Below are 15,399 nucleotides of genomic sequence, written 5' to 3' on the forward strand. Positions count from 1 at the left end.
GGCCCCTTCGCGCACGCCCGATCGGGGCGCGCTTGTCGGCGCCCGGCGGCTGGCGCCGCCGAGGCGCGCGGGTCACCCCGCGCGCGGCCTCCGGCGGGGGTATTTCGGCAATGAAGAGGTCAGACCCGCGCGAGCAGGCGTGCGGCTTCGTCGTGGATGTCGGCGAGCGGCGCCCGGTCTTCGCCGGGGAAGAAGCGCGCGCGCGTGGCGGTCGCCGTGGGGTGCGGCGTCTCGATCAGGACGCGCGGTCCGATACGGGCGGCCTCGGCCTGCCAGCTTTGCGCCAGCGCGGTCTGCGCGGCCTTCGTCGCGCCATAGGCGCCGAAGAACTTCTGCCCGGCGCGCGGATCGTCGAGGAACAGCGCGGTTCCCCTGTGCGCCCGCAGGAGCGGTTCAAGCAGCGGGATCAGCGTGGCGGTGGCGCGAACATTGGTCGCGATCGACTTGTCGAGGTCCTTGAGGTCAAGGCTGCCCGCGGGCGCGAGCGGCGCGGCATGGATCGCCGCGTGAACCCAAAGGCCGAGTCCGCCCCAGCGCCCGGCAATCGACTGCGCCAGATGCGTCATTGCCTTTTCGTCGTTGACGTCCATGGGGGCGAGCGTCGCCTGCCCGCCCGCGGCGCGGATGCGGTCGTCAAGCTCCTCAAGCCCGCCAACGGTGCGGGCGAGGGCGACGACGTGCCAGCCCGCCGCGCCAAGGGCGGCGGCAAGCGCAAAGCCGAGACCGCGCGAGGCGCCGGTCACGAGGGCCACGCGGGGCGCGGCGGTGTCTGATGTGGTATCGCTCATGCGCGCCCCTTTGGCATTCCGGCGGGGCGGGTGCAACAGAATTGATTGACAGGACGCCGCGTCGCAGCGAAATTGCGCGGCAAATCATCTTCAGGAAGGATGCCGCAATGACCCTCTCCAAGGCCCTCGTGCCCTCGCAGTCGCTTCTGACCCGTGTGCTCATGGTTCTGGGCGGCTCGCTCTTCATCGCCGTGGCCGCGCAGGTTTCGGTCGGGTTCCCCGTGCCGATGACGCTGCAGACGCTCGCCGTGCTGATCGTTGGCATGACCTTCGGCGCGCGCATGGGCGCCGCGACGCTGCTGGCCTATCTGGCCGAGGGCGCGATGGGCCTGCCGGTCTTCGCGCAGGGCATGAACGGCCTTGCCTTCTTCGGCCCGACCGCCGGGTTCCTCGTCGGCTTCGTCGGAATGGCATGGCTCGCGGGCTTTGCCGCCGACCGCGGCGTAAAGGGGCTGGTCCCGAGCGCGCTGGTGGCGCTGGTCGCTTCGGTTCTGCTTTATGTGCCGGGCGTGGCCTGGGCGATGCTGGCCGACAGCGTCTTTGGTCTCGACGCCACGAAATGGGGCGCGGACAGCTTCGCCTTGATCTGGCAGTACTACATGGCGCCCTTCCTGCTGGGCGATGCGATCAAGGCCGTGATGGCCGCGCTGATCGTCACCGGCGGCTGGGCGGCGCTGAAGGGCAAGAACGCCTGAGTTCAAGCCGCAGCCAGAACAGGAAACGCCGCCCTTTCGGGGCGGCGTTTTTCGTTGAAACCGGGGGATGCCTTGATGTGGGCCGCGGATTTTCCCGCGTTCTCAAGGGGCAATCGGCCCAGCCGCCGGGCGGCGCTACATCGCCTCCAGCAGGATGGTGAGGGCGATCCCGATCAGGGTCAGCCCGCCGGCCCAGGCCAGAAGCTCGCGCGCGCGTCTGCTGCTGTTCAGTGCCTTTTTCATCGATCCGCCCATCATCGCCACCAGCAAGTCAGACGGAACTGCCGTCAGTGGCACCAGGACGCCCAGCACCAGGAGTTGAAGCGTAACGCTTCCGCCCTGCGCACCCACGTCCGCCCGCGCGCCGTCGAGGGCGACGAAGGGCGGCAGGAAAAGCGCAAAGAACAGCACGGTCTTGGGGTTGAGCAGTTCGACGACAACGCCCTGCCACATGATGGCGTAGAGGGGCTTGCTGCCGACGTCCGTGGTGTGGAGCTCGGTCTGCGCCCCGCTCCGCGCGCCGCGGATCATCCCCAGCCCCAGCCAGGCCAGATAGGCCGAGCCGACGTAGCGCAGGATATCGACGAGCCAGCCGGCATTGCTGAAAACGGTGGCAAGGCCAAGCGCGGTCGCGACCGCCAGGACGATCCCGCCCAGGCATAGACCCAGCGCCGAGGCCAGGCCCGCGGCCCGGCTTTGCCCGACGCTGCGCGACAGGACGTAGAGCATGGAGGGGCCGGGCGTGGCGCTCAAGGCCAGTCCGGCGAGGCAGACGGAAAGAATGGATTGAAATGAAGGCATCAACTGGTGGGACTCCGATTGATTCGGTGTTCGAAAGGATTGTGAACCGGTGCATCCGGTGAAATGAGGCCCGCCGCCTGGCTCAGCCGGCGGCGTTCGCGAAGATAGGGGAAATCCCGTATCAGCATCCGTTCCAGATGGGCCCCGGCCAGGAACGGTTGATATCTTTCCGGTTGCCCACGGCCGACGAGCTGTGGAAAGGGCCGGATCTCGGTGTCGTGGTTGGCCGCGACGAAATAGGGCATCGAGAAGCGTTCACGGCTCCGGTTCAGGACCCGGTGCGGGGTCGACCGCAGAAGCCCGTTGCTCCATGCTTCGAGCATGTCGCCGATGTTCACCACATAAACGCTGTGATCGACGGGCACGTCGATCCAGCGATCCTCCTGCGTCATGACCTGAAGCCCCTCGTTGCGGGTGTGCAAGAGTGTCAGGCATTCGTAATCGGTATGGGCGCCCATGTTGATGGACTTGTGGTCGGTCGCCTCGTTTTCGCGGACGTAGTGGAGCAGGCGGAGCTGCGAGATCGGCTTGCTCATGTGATCGGTGATCGCGCCGCGGGGCAAACCCAGATGAAGTTCCAGCGCCGAACAGACGAGCCGGCCAAGTGACGAGATCTCGGCATAGTAGCGCGAAACCGTTCCCTTGAAACCGGTCAGGTCGGGCCAGACGTTCGGTCCCAGGATGAGATTGCCCGACAGGAAATCCGGATCGTCGCTGGGCAGGTCAAGGCCAAGGTCAAAGGCCTCGTAGTTACGGTTGATCTCGTCGGCGTAGTCGCCCTTTTCGCTGAATGGAACATATCCGCGATGGTTGCGGCTGTGGCCGATGTAATAGCGCTGCTTGAAGTCTTCGGGCCGCGCAAAGAAGCGCGCGGCCGCCTGGTAGGTCGCCTCGATCAGCGCAGGGTCGATCCCGTGGCCGGTGATGCGGAAGAACCCGATCTCGCGCGCTGCCTGGCCCAGTTCGTCCGCGATCCGTGCGACCTGGAACCGGTCCCCGCGCCGCAGCCCCGCCACGTCGATCAGGGGGAGCCCCTCAAGCACACGATCATATCGCTGGAACGTAACTGTCATGGGACGCGCCCCGGTCTAAAACTGTCTTGGGCTAACGCTTGATGGTTAAGAAATCGTTTGCGCCTTCGAAGACGGCGGGGAGGAGCACCTGAAAGGTGGTGCCCCGTCCAACCTCGGATTCCACGGCCACGGCACCGCCGAGCTGCTGTGCCAGGCCGCGGACGATCGAAAGGCCGAGGCCGGTGCCCGAGCCTACGGGCTTGGAGGTGTAGAACGGGTCAAAGATCTGTGACAGGCGATCCTCCGGAATGCCGATGCCGTCGTCCGTCACACTCAGGCGAACGTAGCGCCCGGGAAGCAGATCGGTGCCGAACAGCGCGTTGGCCCCGAGGTGGTGCCGGATGTTTTCGGTCTGGACGATGACCCTGCCGCCAGAGGGCATGGCATCCTGGGCATTCTCAAGCAGGTTTGAAAGGATGTTCTCGACCGCCTTGGCATCGGCCGAAACGCTCCAGAGCCGCTCGCCAAGGTGCAAGTCCGTTTCGGAGTTCCGCTCCAACGGGTGGGAGCGGCAGAAGTCATGAACCAGCGCATTCATGTCGATAATGGATGGCTCCAGCCGCGTCCGCTGGGCGAAGATCAGCATGTCCTGCATCAGCCGGGCGCCCCGGCTTGCCGCTGTGCTGGCGTCAGAGAGGTACTGCCCGGACTCCGGGCCCGCCATGTCCTCTTCGAGGAATTCGAGATTGCCGAGGATCACGGTCAAGAGATTGTTGAATTCGTGCGCGAAGCGGCCGGCAAGCCGGCCGATCGCTTCGAGCTTTTTTGCCTCGAAAAGCTTAGCCTCCAGCGCCTTGCGATTGTTGATTTCAAGCGTCAATTGCGCATGCGAGGCCATCAGGTCCTGATAGCGCCGGGTAGAGCGCTGCGCCTCGGCCAGCAGTTCAAGCTTGGCCCCCGTCATGGCCGCAACGGTGCTCAGGATCTCCAGCTCCGCCTCGCCAAAGGCGTGCGGCTCGGGGTGTTCGCTGTCGATGACGCCGACGACGCGGCCGCGAAAGACCAGCGGCACACAGATCTCGGACCGCGCCAACTGGGTGTCGGGGATGTAGTTCTTGTCCTGCAGAAGGTCATCGACGATGACTGCCCTCTGGGTTTGCGCGACCTGGCCGGTGATGCCGCGACCAAAGGGGATGACCAGCGGGTTGATGATGTTGCGGCCGTAAGGATTCTTTTCGCCCCACGCGGCGACCTGGCGAAGTTCGGTCTGCGCGTCGTCTGCCTGATAGATGACGCAGTCGACGAAATTGAGCCGCCCCACCACGTTCTGCGCGACATACCAGAAAAGGTCCTCGGCGCTGGGGATCCCTATCAGATCCACCGCGAACGTGTTCAGCGTGCGTAACGATGATGCCTCGTGATCTTGTCCCCAGACTTGCGCGCGTAATGGTGCGGGGTTGTACAATGCAAGAATCCTCTTGTCCGCGGTCCTGCCCCTCACAATAGGGCAGATTGTCGCGCCGGTATAGTCTGGGTGTCACACCTCAACCCTGCCGGGTTTGCGGTCGCAGGGGCGCGCGGTGCAAGGGCGCACCATGTTCCCGGCGCTTTGCGCGATCGGTCCGGGAGAGCCGTTTTCGGTCGGGCGTCGCAAACAGCTTGATTAGATTTTCACTAATCGCAGCTGATAAACCTATTACTTGTAGCCAAAGCCAGCTTCGCTCAGTTTGCGCCGGCGAATGGCCCGCCGATCAGGGAACCGGGCCGCCGGACAAGGACGAAAGATGGCAACCGAAAGAATAGACACACTGGTCGTAGGGGCGGGTCAGGCCGGCATCGCGATGAGCGAGCATCTGGGCAAGGCGGGGGTGCCGCATCTGGTGCTGGAACGCGACCGCATCGCCGAGCGCTGGCGGACGCATCGCTGGGATTCGCTGGTGGCGAACGGGCCGGCCTGGCATGATCGGTTTCCGGGGCTGACGTTTTCCGACGTCGATCCCGATGCCTTCCCCTCGAAAGAGCGGATCGCGGATTACTTCGTCGACTATGCCAAGATGATCGACGCCCCCGTTCGCTGCGGGGTCGAGGTCCGGAAGGTCGTGCGCAACGAGGGGCGGGGGGGCTTCATCGTCGAAACCTCCGAGGGCGTGATCGAGGCAGAGCGCGTCGTGTCCGCGACAGGGCCGTTCCAGCGGCCGGTGATCCCGGCCATCGCACCCAGGGACGGGGTGTTGATGCAGATCCATTCCGCCGAATACCGTAACCCCGGCCAATTGCCCGAGGGCGCGGTGCTGGTGGTCGGGGGTGGGTCCTCGGGCACGCAGATCGCGGACGAACTTCGCCGCGCGGGGCGCAAGGTCTACCTGTCGGTCGGCGCGCATGACCGCATGCCCCGGTCCTACCGCAGCCGCGACTTCGTCTGGTGGCTGGGGGTGCTGGGCCTGTGGGACATCGAGGCGCTGGCGCCGGGGACCGAACATGTCACCATCGCGGTCAGCGGCGCCTATGGCGGGCGCACGGTGGATTTCCGTGTCCTCGCGCAGGAGGGGATCACGCTTGTCGGGCTGACCAAGGGCTTCGCGGACGGCAAGGTTTCCTTCCAGCCGGACCTGGTTGGCAACATCGCGCGGGGCGACGACTATTATCTGAAGCTTCTGGACAAGGCCGACGACTATGTCCGGCGCAACGGCCTCGGCCTGCCCGAGGAGCCCGGCGCGCGCGATCTGCTGCCCGATCCCGATTGCCTGACCAACCCGATCCTGGAACTGGACCTGGGCGCGGCCGGGATCACCTCGGTCATCTGGGCGACGGGCTTCGCGCTCGACTTCGCCTGGCTTCAGGTCGATGCGTTCGACGACAAGGGCAAGCCGAAGCACCAGCGGGGCGTTTCCTCGGAACCCGGGGTCTATTTCGTGGGCCTGCCCTGGCTGTCGCGGCGCGGGTCGAGCTTCATCTGGGGCGTGTGGCATGATGCCAGGCATGTGGCGGACCATATCGTCACGCAGCGCAAGTACCGCGACTACAGCGGTCCGGGCGCACCCGCAGGCACCGGCAGCTGAGACGCCCCGACAAGGCAAACCCCTTGACACCTCCCGGTCCGCCACGGAACTGATCGGCGGAACCGGGACGGCCCCACTTTCCCTTCAGGAGACTCATCATGGCGCATTACCGCCACCGCAAGTTCAACACCAAGGACACCTATCCCGAGCAACAGCTCGACAATGACCTCTGTCAGGCCGTGGTCACCCAAGGCGGGCGCACGGTCTGGTTGCGCGGCCAGTGCCCGCAGGATCTCGACACCGCGAAGAACATCGAAAGCCACGATCCGGTCGAACAGACCCACAAGGTCATGCAGAACATCCGCCAATTGGTCGAGGAATGCGGCGGGCGGATGGAGCATGTGGTGAAGATCGTGGTCTACATCACCGATGTCCGCCACCGCGAGGCGGTCTACCGCACCATGGGGGAATATCTGAAGGGGGTGCATCCGGTCTCGACCGGGCTGGTGGTCAACGCGCTGGCGCGGCCTGACTGGCTGGTGGAAATCGACGCGACGGCGGTCATTCCGGACTAAGCCGGGCCGCCCCCGGGGGTTTCACACCCCCGGACCCCCGTGGGGTATTTCAACAATGAAGAAGGAAGCTGGGGCATGACCTTTTCGCTGGTGGCGCGGTGCGAACGGACCGGAATGTTCGGGGTGGCGATTTCATCGTCCTCGCCCGCCGTGGCGGCGCGCTGTTCGCATGCGCGGGCGGGCGTGGGCGCGGTGGCCTCGCAGAACGTGACGGACCCGGCGCTGGGGCCGATGGCGCTTGACCTGATGGCGGGCGGGATGACGGCGGAGGCGGCGGTGGAGGAGTTGCGCCGGCAGGGGCGCTTCATGGAATATCGCCAGGTGCTTGCTGTGGATGCCGCGGGCGGCACCGCGATTCATTCGGGCCCCAACGCGCTGGGCATCTGGGCGGAGGCGCGCGCGGACAACGTGGCCTCGGGTGGAAATCTGCTGGCAAATGACGGTGTGCCGGGGGCAATCGTTGCGGCCTTCCTGGACTCCGATGGCCATCTGGGCGACCGGCTGGTTGCGGCCTTGCGCGCGGGGTTGGCCGCGGGGGGCGAGGCCGGGCCTGTCCACTCGGCGGGGATGAAGGTCGTGGATCGAATGTCCTGGCCCGTGGCCGATCTGCGCTGCGACTGGACTGAGGGCTGCCCGATCGAGGCCGTGGCCACCGCGTGGGACATCTACAAGCCCCAGCTTGACGCCTATGTTCAGCGCGCGCTCGACCCGCGCGCGGCGCCGTCCTACGGTGTCCCGGGCGACGAGTGAGACGGATCGGGCTTGATCCGCCCCGGGGCGCAAAGGATAGTCGGCCCATGCCGCTGCGCTTCACCCTTCGCCAGCTCGAATACTTCGTCGCCGTGGGCGAGGCGGGGTCGATCGCGCTTGCGGCGGAGCGGGTTCATGTCTCCTCGCCCTCGATCTCGACCGCGATCGGGCAGCTTGAGGCCGAACTGGGCCTGTCGCTTTTCGTGCGCCGGCATGCACAGGGGCTGGCGCTGACGCAGGCGGGACGGCAGGTCATGGACCAGGCCCGGCAGGTCCTGCGTGAGGCCGAGGCGCTGACCCGTCTTGCGAGCGACGTGACAGGGGCGGTGCAGGGCCCTTTGGCGCTTGGCTGCCTGCTGACCTTCGCCCAGCTTGTCGTCCCTGCGCTGCGCCGGGGGTTCGAGCTGCGCTACCCGGCGGTCCGGATGCGGCAGACAGAACTGAACCAGCAGCAGATCTTCGAGGCGCTACGCAGCGGCGTACTCGATGTCGCCCTGACCTACGACCTGGAATTGCCCGAGGACCTGCGCTTCGCCCCGCTCGCCACGCTGCCGCCCTATGTCCTCATGCCGGAGGCGCATCCGTTGGCCGGGCGCGGTTCGCTGACCGTCGAGGATCTGGCCGATCACCCCATGGTGCTTCTCGACCTGCCGCTGAGTGCAGACTACTTCCTCTCCTTCTTCCGCGCGGCCGGGGTCAAGCCCATGATCGCCGAACGGACGCGCGACATGGCGGTGATGCAAAGCCTGGTCGGCAACGGTTTCGGCTATTCGATCGCCAACAGCCGGCCGCCCAATGACCTGTCGCCCGACGGCCACCGGCTTTGCTGCGTGCCGCTGGTGGGAAAGGTGCGCCCCATGGTCGTGGGGCTTCTGGCGGCCGAGGGGGCGGACAGCGTCCTGACCGTCAGGCGTTTCATTGAGCACTGCCGCGAAGTCGTCGGCGGCGAGGGCCTGCCGGGGATGTCCGTGCGCCCGACCTCTCCGGCGCGGCCGGGCGAGGCGTAGGAAATTCCTAACCAAGGCTTCCGCATAGGCGACTGTATTCGAAGATGCGCCACGCTAAAGTGCGCGCCGCACCGACCCTGAGGAGACCCAATTGCGCGACCCCCGCTACGACATCCTGTTCGAGCCGATGGCCATCGGACCCCTGAGCGCGAAGAACCGGTTCTACCAGGTGCCGCATTGCAATGGCGGCGGATACCGCGACCCCTCGGCGGCGGCCGCGATGCGGGGGATCAAGGCCGAGGGCGGCTGGGGCGTCATCTTCACCGAGCAGACGGAGATGCACCACACCTCGGAAATCACGCCCTTCATCGAGCTCAGGCTTTGGGACGACAAGGACATTCCCGCGCTTCGCAAGATGTCGGAGGCGATGAAGACCCATGGCGCGCTGGCGGGCATCCAGCTTGCCTATTCGGGGATCAACGGCCCCAACCTCTATACCAAGGAGGTGCCGCTGGCGCCGACCGCGCTGCCGATCCGCACCTTCACCAACGATCCCGTCCAGGCGCGCGCGATGGACAAGACCGACATCCGCGACCTGCGCCGCTGGTTCGTCAATGCGGCGAAGCGGTCTAAGGTGGCGGGCTTCGACCTGATCTGCCTTTATGGGGCCCATGGCTTCGGCATCTTCCAGCATTTCCTCAGCCGCGCGACAAACCAGCGGGGCGACGAATACGGCGGCAGTCTCGAAAACCGCTCTCGTTTCGCGCGGGAGGTGATCGCGGACATGCGCGACGCGGTGGGCGACACGATGGCGCTGACGCTGAGGGTGTCGCTCGACGAGAGCATCGGGGATCTCGGTTTTTCCAACGCCGAGGTGCGGGATTTCATCGAGATGAACCGCGACCTGCCCGACCTTTGGGACCTCGCGCAGGGAACGTGGGAGGACTGCTCCGGCCCCTCGCGCTTCAAGGAGGAGGCCGCGCAGGAGGCGCTGGTGCGCGGCATCCGCGCGTTGACCGACAAGCCGGTGGTGGGGGTCGGCCGCTTCACCTCGCCCGATGTGATGGTGCGGATGGTGAAATCCGGCGCGCTCGACTTCATCGGATGCGCGCGGCCCTCCATCGCCGACCCGTTCCTGCCCAAGAAGGTGGAGGAGGGGCGGATCGAGGACATCCGCGAATGTATCGGCTGCAATATCTGCATCACCGGCGACATGACGATGTCGATCAGCCGCTGTACCCAGAACCCGACCTTCATGGAGGAATGGCGTAAGGGCTGGCACCCCGAGCGGATGAACGCGAAGGGCGACAGTTCCAGCGTGCTGATCGTCGGCGCGGGGCCGGCGGGGCTGGAAGCGGCACGGGCGCTCTCGCTGCGCGGCTACGATGTCGCCCTTGCCGAGGCGCGGGAGGTCATCGGCGGCCGCGTCGCGCGCGAGCGGTTGCTGCCGGGGCTGTCGGCCTGGGGCCGGGTGGTCGATTACCGGCAATACCAGCTTTCGCAGCGCCCGAACGTGGAGACCTACATCGGCTCCGAACTGGATGCGGACCAGATCCTCGACTTCGGGTTCCAGAACGTCTGCATCGCGACCGGATCGCACTGGCGCGCCGACGGCGTCAGCCGCCAACACGTTGTCCCCATGCCGATGGACCCGGCGATGCCGGTTCTTACCCCCGACGACATCATGGCGGGACGACTGCCCTCGGGCCGGGTCGTGGTCTATGACGACGACCACTACTACATGGGCGGCGTGATCGCCGAGCTTCTTGCGCAAAAGGGCTGCGAGGTCACGCTGGTGACGCCCGCGCCCTATGTCTCCGACTGGGCGCGCAACACGCTGGAACAGCACGCGATCCATGTGCGGCTGGCGGGGGCGGGGGTGAAGATCGTCCTGAACCGGGGCGTGGCGGCGATCCGCGCGGATGGAGTGGAGACCAACTGCACCTACACCGACGCGCGCGAGGTCACGTCCTGCGATGCCGTGGTCGTCGTCGCCTCGCGCCGGTCCGAGGATGCGCTTTACCACGCGCTGATGGCGCGTCAGGCTGACTGGGCAGACGCGGGCATCCGGTCGGTGAAACTGATCGGGGATGCGGCGGCGCCGGGCCCCATTGCCTGGGCGACCTATGCCGGTCACCGCTATGCGCGGGACCTGGACGGACCCGACATCGGCGACGCCCTGCCGTTCCGCCGCGAAGTTGCGGACCTGGCGGCGGATTAAGCGGATGATGACGCGCACTATAGAACACCTCGACCGGCTGGTGGCCTTCCCTTCGGTCAGCAGCGACAGCAACCTTCCGATCCTCGACTACATCGCCTCGGTGCTCTCGGGGTGCGGGGCGGCCGTCCACCGGGTCGCGGATGCGACAGGGGCGAAGGCCGGGCTTTTCGCCAGCATTGGCCCGGCGGGGCCGGGCGGGGTGATGCTCTCGGGTCATACCGACGTGGTTCCGGTGGCCGAGCAGGACTGGTCGGCCGACCCGTTCCGGTTGCGGCGTTCGGGAGACCGGGTTTACGGGCGCGGAACCACGGACATGAAGGGGTTTCTGGCCGCGATGCTTTCGGCCGCTGAACGCGCCGCGCGCGCGTCCTTGGCGGCGCCCCTGAAGCTCGCCTTTTCCTGGGATGAGGAGGTGGGTTGTCTCGGCATCCCGCAGATGCTGCCCGCGCTTGATGCCGCGATCGGCCGCCCGCAGCTCTGCATCGTGGGGGAGCCGACACAGATGCAGATCGCAGTGGGTCACAAGGGCAAGGTCGCGCTGCGAGCCATTTGCCACGGTCAGGCGGGGCATTCGGCGATGGCGCCCGACTTCGTCAACGCGATCCACCTTGCTGCCGATTTCGTCGCGCGGCTGCGCACCCTGCAACGCGACCTGGCGCGGGACGGCGTACGCGAGGACGGCTATGACATCCCCTATGCGACCGTCCACGCGGGCCGGATCGCGGGGGGCACGGCTCTCAACATCGTGCCCGACCGCGCGGTGGTGGATTTTGAGTTCCGCTATCCGGCCACTCAATCCGCCAAGGCCGTCCACGCCGCGATCGATGCCGCCGCCGAAGCTGCCGCCGCCCCGTTCCGTGCAGCCTTCCCCGGCGCCCGGATCGAGGTCGAGACGGTCAACGCCTATCCTGGCCTCGGCCTGACCGGGGATGCGGGGACGCTGGACCTGATGCGCGGTCTTGTCCCTGGCGCGGCGATCACCAAGATCGCCTGCGGGACCGAGGCGGGGCATTTCGCGGCCGCGGGTATCGCCAGCGTCGTCTGCGGGCCGGGCTCGATGGAGCAGGGCCACAAACCGGACGAGTTCATCGCGCTCGACCAACTCGCGGCCTGCGACGCGATGTGCGACCGGCTGATCGCGGTGCTTGCCGCGGGGAACCTCTGACCCCGGGGGGCCACGGCGCCTAGCGACCCCGCGAAGCCGCCTTCAGCGGGGCCGGTTCCGCCATGGCGGGGGGCTCGGCCGACTCTTCGGTGACCAGCCGGGTCAGCAGCCCGGCCTGGAGTGCGCCCGCAGGGGTGCGCCTGCGGCGTTCCTCCAGGGGGGTCGCGCTGGCGTCGTTGATCTTGATGATGCAGAAGGACACGTTGTCCTGATGCGGGTTCCTCGCGGCGCGGATCTCGTCCAGAAGCCGCTCAGCGATTTCCGAACTGCGCTTGCGGCGGTACTTGGTCAGCAGCCGCTCAAGATGGGCGTCCGGCAGAACCTGCATCCCGTCCGAACCGCACAGCAGGATATCGCCGGCCTGCAATTCCACCGGTTCCGACGGACAATCCACCTTTGCGATCCTTCCCCCCATGAGTGCCGAAGTCAGGCAGTTGCGGTCGGGATGATCGCGCGCCACCTCGGGGCGCATGAGCCCGGTCGCCACCATCAGGTCGATCTGTGGCGCCATCGAGTGATCCGCGTTCAACTGCTGGAGCTTGCCGCCCCGCAGGCGGTAAAGAGGCGAGTCGCCGATCGAGATCCAGAACAGGCGGTTTTCCAGGATCACTGGGACCACCAGGGTCGAGCCCATGCCCCTGGTCTCAGGGTGCGAGCGGATGTGGGCGCCGATGCACTCGTTCGCCACTTCGGCGATCTCGCGCAGGACCCGTGTGGCGCCGGCTTCGAACCGGTCCACGTCGGCGTATTGAAACTTCAGCTCGCTGAAGACCTTGGTCAACACGATCTTGCTGGCGACATCTCCGGCCGCGTGGCCGCCCATGCCATCGGCGACCACAACGAAGCCCGAGTCGGCGCCCACTAGAAAGTCGCTCGTGATCGCGTCTTCCTGATAGTCGCGCGCACCGGTGTCGATGGCCGAGGCAACATCGTATCGCGGCTCCCTGGATCGCCACATGCCATTAATCCCATATTTTTATTTTGTTAATTCGTTTGTTTTGACGCGATGACGGTCCGCCGCGCCGGCTATCGCGTGGTAAACCTTCGCCCTTGCGCCGGGAAATGGCGGGCGTGCTCGTGAAAAGATTAACTTTGAAGGTCGATCGTCAGAGAGGCCAGCCAGCCATCTCCGTCGCGGGTCACCGCGAAGTTGAGTTGCCGCGTGCCCAACGCGATTTCGCGCATCACGATTTCTCGCAGATTGCCGCCAATTTCGATCGGCCCATCCTTCGAGACATACATCTGGAGGATGTCCCCGACCTGCAAGTCTGTCTGGACGTCCTGGGCGATCGCCGTCACGACCGGGCGCAGCCCGTCTTGGGTCTGGACGACCTGCATCTGAACGCTGCGGCCGATCGAAACCTCGGGCACGATCGCGAGGGAAAGTGGCTTCCGGATGATCTCGGCACCGGGATAGGCCTCGATGCCGACCATCGTGGACACCTCGGTCTTGCCTGCGGTCCGGGCGGAGTTCACCTTCGAGCGTAGCAGGCCGGGAATGTCGTCGAAGCTGCGCATGGGATCGCCCGCGATATCCACGATGACTTGGCCTGGTGCCATCCAGTCCGCCGCGCCGGGGGCCAGTGTCGCGATCCGGGTCAGCGCCGCGCCATCGTGGAAGAACGGCAAGTGCAGACCCTGCGTTTCGGTCACTGCCGAAAGGGCAAGTTCGGTGCTGAGAGGTTGTGCGGCGGGCGCCGGCTCTGCCTTTGTTGCGGGCGCCGTGGCGTCGGGGCCGCCCGTGACCTCGGGTTCCGGCGCGCTTTCCGTGCCGGGCTGCGGCGCCGGGGTGATAAGCTCAACGCCTTCCGGCAGTACCAGGCCGTCGGGCAGGGCGGGCGCTGCGGCGGCCACTTGTAGGTCCGCCGCAGGCACGGAATTGCCGCTTGCGTCAGGTGTTTCGGCCAGTTTGTAGCCCGGGGCGGGCGTGATCAACTCGACGCCCTCAGGCAGGACGATGTCCACGACGGGCGCGGCCTCAGTGGACGCGGGATCGGCCGAGGCGACCTTTTCCGTGGGCTCGGGGTCAGGCGCCGCAGCCGTGTCAACAACCGCAGCCGGCGTTGCCTCGGCGAGCGCGGTTTCAGCGTCGGCGTCCACGGGTTCCGCAGGCGCCGGGGTCGCAGCGCGCGCGACCGTCACCGCGACGGCGGGTTCGGCTGGGGCGACGGGCTGAAGCGGCGCGGTCGCGACCTCGACATCGGGCGGCTCGCTCTCGGACTTGCCACCAAGGGTCACCGTCAACCCGGCCGCGATCGCGATCACCGCGGCCGAAGCCAGCAAGAACGGCGTTTTGGATTTCCGGGCCGGCGCCGACTGCTGCAGCTGGGCGGCGGCCGCACGGTCAAGGGTCGCCTTGGCTGCGGCGACAGAATCCCCGCGCTTGGGGGCATCGGCGGGATCGGATTTCGCGGGCGCAATAACGGGCGCGGACTCGGGCGAGATCATCGCCAGCCATTCGTCGGCAGACTGAAGCCGGTCCTTGGGCAGCACCGCCAGCGCCATGTTGATCGCGGCGACGAAAGCCTGATCGTAGCCGCATGTCGTGTCCAGCGGGACGAAGGGGTCGGGGTCCTGGGTCGCGATGGCGAAAAGGCGCGACTGCGACGACGGCGGGGCGGCCCCGGTGATGACATGATAGAACGTGGCCGCCAGCGCATAGAGATCGCTGGACGGTCCCTGCGTGCTGCCATTGACGTAGAATTCCTCGGGCGAGTAGCCGTCCTTGACCACGCGCAATTCCGACAATACGCGATTGACTTTCGACACTTCCTCGCGCGCTGCGCCGAAGTCGATGAGCACCGGTTCGCCCGTCTCGCGCTCGATCAGGATGTTGTCGGGCGAAATGTCGCGATGCAGCACGTCCTGCGAATGGATGAAGGCGACCGCGCTCAGGATCTTGCGTAGCGCGTCCTCGACCTGCGGCTTGGAGAGGCGAAGGTTTTCGTCCTTGATCACCTCCAGCAGATCGTAGCCGTCGATGTAGTCGAGCGCCATGTAGGCGGTTTCATTGTCTTCGAAGACCTGGTGAACGCCGACGATGTTGGGATGGGTCAGCTTGGACAGCGACCATGCCTCGCGGACGAACAGCTTGACGACCGATACGAACTCGGCCTGACGGACGCGCGTGCGCGCCGAAACGCTGGGACCGGCGCGGCGGCACAGGGCGTTGGGAAAGCATTCCTTGATCACCACCCGGCGGTCGAGGGAATCCCGCGCCAGATAGGTGATGCCGAAACCGCCCGTACTGAGGAATTTCTCGATCGTGTATTGACCGCGCAGGAGCGAAGTGCCGGGGGTCAATTCGTCCGTTTCGAATGTATCTTCTTTTTGTGAAAGGGCGGCGATCTGCATGCTCTACCTGTCAAAATGTGATCAGACCCGTGAAACACCTCGCACCAATTAACGTCGCGCCTTGAGGCGCTGATTGATGCAATGATTCGCG

At 66.3% G+C, this 15,399-nt stretch carries 13 protein-coding genes; 7 read left to right on the forward strand and 6 right to left on the reverse strand.

Annotated features, from left to right (window positions below):
* Positions 1-119: 119 nt before the first annotated feature.
* Positions 120-788: an SDR family NAD(P)-dependent oxidoreductase gene (locus OE647_RS03165; RefSeq protein ID WP_263720196.1), complete on the reverse strand. Its 669-nt coding sequence runs from the start codon at positions 786-788 to the stop codon at positions 120-122.
* Between the two features lie 107 nt (positions 789-895).
* Between OE647_RS03165 and OE647_RS03170 the strand changes: the two genes are divergently transcribed.
* Entirely contained in the window at positions 896-1,483 is a 588-nt protein-coding gene (locus tag OE647_RS03170) for a biotin transporter BioY (RefSeq protein WP_263720197.1), read from the forward strand.
* Positions 1,484-1,618: 135 nt separating this feature from the next.
* Here OE647_RS03170 and OE647_RS03175 read toward each other — a convergent pair whose 3' ends face one another.
* Genes OE647_RS03175 through OE647_RS03185 form a run of 3 tightly spaced genes read right to left on the reverse strand, consistent with a single transcriptional unit; the run spans position 1,619 to position 4,762 of the window.
* On the reverse strand, positions 1,619-2,236 hold the full coding sequence (locus tag OE647_RS03175) for a LysE family translocator (RefSeq protein WP_263720198.1): 618 nt from the start codon (positions 2,234-2,236) through the stop codon (positions 1,619-1,621).
* Positions 2,237-2,283: 47 nt separating this feature from the next.
* On the reverse strand, positions 2,284-3,357 hold the full coding sequence (locus tag OE647_RS03180) for an isopenicillin N synthase family dioxygenase (RefSeq protein WP_263720199.1): 1,074 nt from the start codon (positions 3,355-3,357) through the stop codon (positions 2,284-2,286).
* Between the two features lie 31 nt (positions 3,358-3,388).
* The gene (locus OE647_RS03185) at positions 3,389-4,762 is read right to left on the reverse strand and encodes a sensor histidine kinase (RefSeq protein WP_263720200.1); all 1,374 of its coding nucleotides are present in this window, start codon (positions 4,760-4,762) and stop codon (positions 3,389-3,391) included.
* A 319-nt stretch (positions 4,763-5,081) separates the two neighbouring features.
* On the opposite strand from OE647_RS03185, the gene OE647_RS03190 reads away from it, so the two are divergent.
* The 6 genes from OE647_RS03190 to argE all read left to right on the forward strand — a co-directional run bounded on the left by OE647_RS03190 (position 5,082) and on the right by argE (position 11,954).
* Entirely contained in the window at positions 5,082-6,356 is a 1,275-nt protein-coding gene (locus tag OE647_RS03190; RefSeq protein ID WP_263720201.1) for a flavin-containing monooxygenase, read from the forward strand.
* 98 nt (positions 6,357-6,454) lie between these two features.
* Positions 6,455-6,871: a RidA family protein gene (locus tag OE647_RS03195; RefSeq protein ID WP_263720202.1), complete on the forward strand. Its 417-nt coding sequence runs from the start codon at positions 6,455-6,457 to the stop codon at positions 6,869-6,871.
* A 75-nt stretch (positions 6,872-6,946) separates the two neighbouring features.
* The gene (locus OE647_RS03200) at positions 6,947-7,621 is read left to right on the forward strand and encodes a DUF1028 domain-containing protein (RefSeq protein ID WP_263720203.1); all 675 of its coding nucleotides are present in this window, start codon (positions 6,947-6,949) and stop codon (positions 7,619-7,621) included.
* A gap of 47 nt (positions 7,622-7,668) precedes the next feature.
* On the forward strand, positions 7,669-8,628 hold the full coding sequence (locus OE647_RS03205; protein WP_263720204.1) for a LysR family transcriptional regulator: 960 nt from the start codon (positions 7,669-7,671) through the stop codon (positions 8,626-8,628).
* Positions 8,629-8,719: 91 nt separating this feature from the next.
* Positions 8,720-10,789: an oxidoreductase gene (locus OE647_RS03210; protein WP_263720205.1), complete on the forward strand. Its 2,070-nt coding sequence runs from the start codon at positions 8,720-8,722 to the stop codon at positions 10,787-10,789.
* Between the two features lie 7 nt (positions 10,790-10,796).
* Positions 10,797-11,954 (forward strand): acetylornithine deacetylase, encoded by a 1,158-nt coding sequence (gene argE, locus OE647_RS03215; protein ID WP_263720206.1) that lies wholly within the window; start codon positions 10,797-10,799, stop codon positions 11,952-11,954.
* Positions 11,955-11,973: 19 nt separating this feature from the next.
* Here argE and OE647_RS03220 read toward each other — a convergent pair whose 3' ends face one another.
* On the reverse strand, positions 11,974-12,912 hold the full coding sequence (locus OE647_RS03220; protein ID WP_263720207.1) for a PP2C family protein-serine/threonine phosphatase: 939 nt from the start codon (positions 12,910-12,912) through the stop codon (positions 11,974-11,976).
* Positions 12,913-13,040: 128 nt separating this feature from the next.
* The gene (locus OE647_RS03225) at positions 13,041-15,257 is read right to left on the reverse strand and encodes a serine/threonine protein kinase (RefSeq protein WP_263720208.1); all 2,217 of its coding nucleotides are present in this window, start codon (positions 15,255-15,257) and stop codon (positions 13,041-13,043) included.
* Positions 15,258-15,399: the final 142 nt, after the last annotated feature.

The organism is Albidovulum sediminicola (genome assembly GCF_025751575.1).
Taxonomy (GTDB): Bacteria; Pseudomonadota; Alphaproteobacteria; order Rhodobacterales; family Rhodobacteraceae; genus Albidovulum; species Albidovulum sediminicola.

Bases quoted from the DNA above. Each gene is read 5' to 3' on its own strand.
- OE647_RS03220 (WP_263720207.1), bottom strand. From the start codon at position 12,912: ATGTGGCGATCCAGGGAGCCGCGATACGATGTTGCCTCGGCCATCGAC.
- OE647_RS03205 (WP_263720204.1), top strand. From the start codon at position 7,669: ATGCCGCTGCGCTTCACCCTTCGCCAGCTCGAATACTTCGTCGCCGTG.
- OE647_RS03170 (WP_263720197.1), top strand. From the start codon at position 896: ATGACCCTCTCCAAGGCCCTCGTGCCCTCGCAGTCGCTTCTGACCCGT.
- OE647_RS03200 (WP_263720203.1), top strand. From the start codon at position 6,947: ATGACCTTTTCGCTGGTGGCGCGGTGCGAACGGACCGGAATGTTCGGG.
- OE647_RS03190 (WP_263720201.1), top strand. From the start codon at position 5,082: ATGGCAACCGAAAGAATAGACACACTGGTCGTAGGGGCGGGTCAGGCC.
- OE647_RS03180 (WP_263720199.1), bottom strand. From the start codon at position 3,357: ATGACAGTTACGTTCCAGCGATATGATCGTGTGCTTGAGGGGCTCCCC.
- argE (WP_263720206.1), top strand. From the start codon at position 10,797: ATGACGCGCACTATAGAACACCTCGACCGGCTGGTGGCCTTCCCTTCG.
- OE647_RS03165 (WP_263720196.1), bottom strand. From the start codon at position 788: ATGAGCGATACCACATCAGACACCGCCGCGCCCCGCGTGGCCCTCGTG.
- OE647_RS03195 (WP_263720202.1), top strand. From the start codon at position 6,455: ATGGCGCATTACCGCCACCGCAAGTTCAACACCAAGGACACCTATCCC.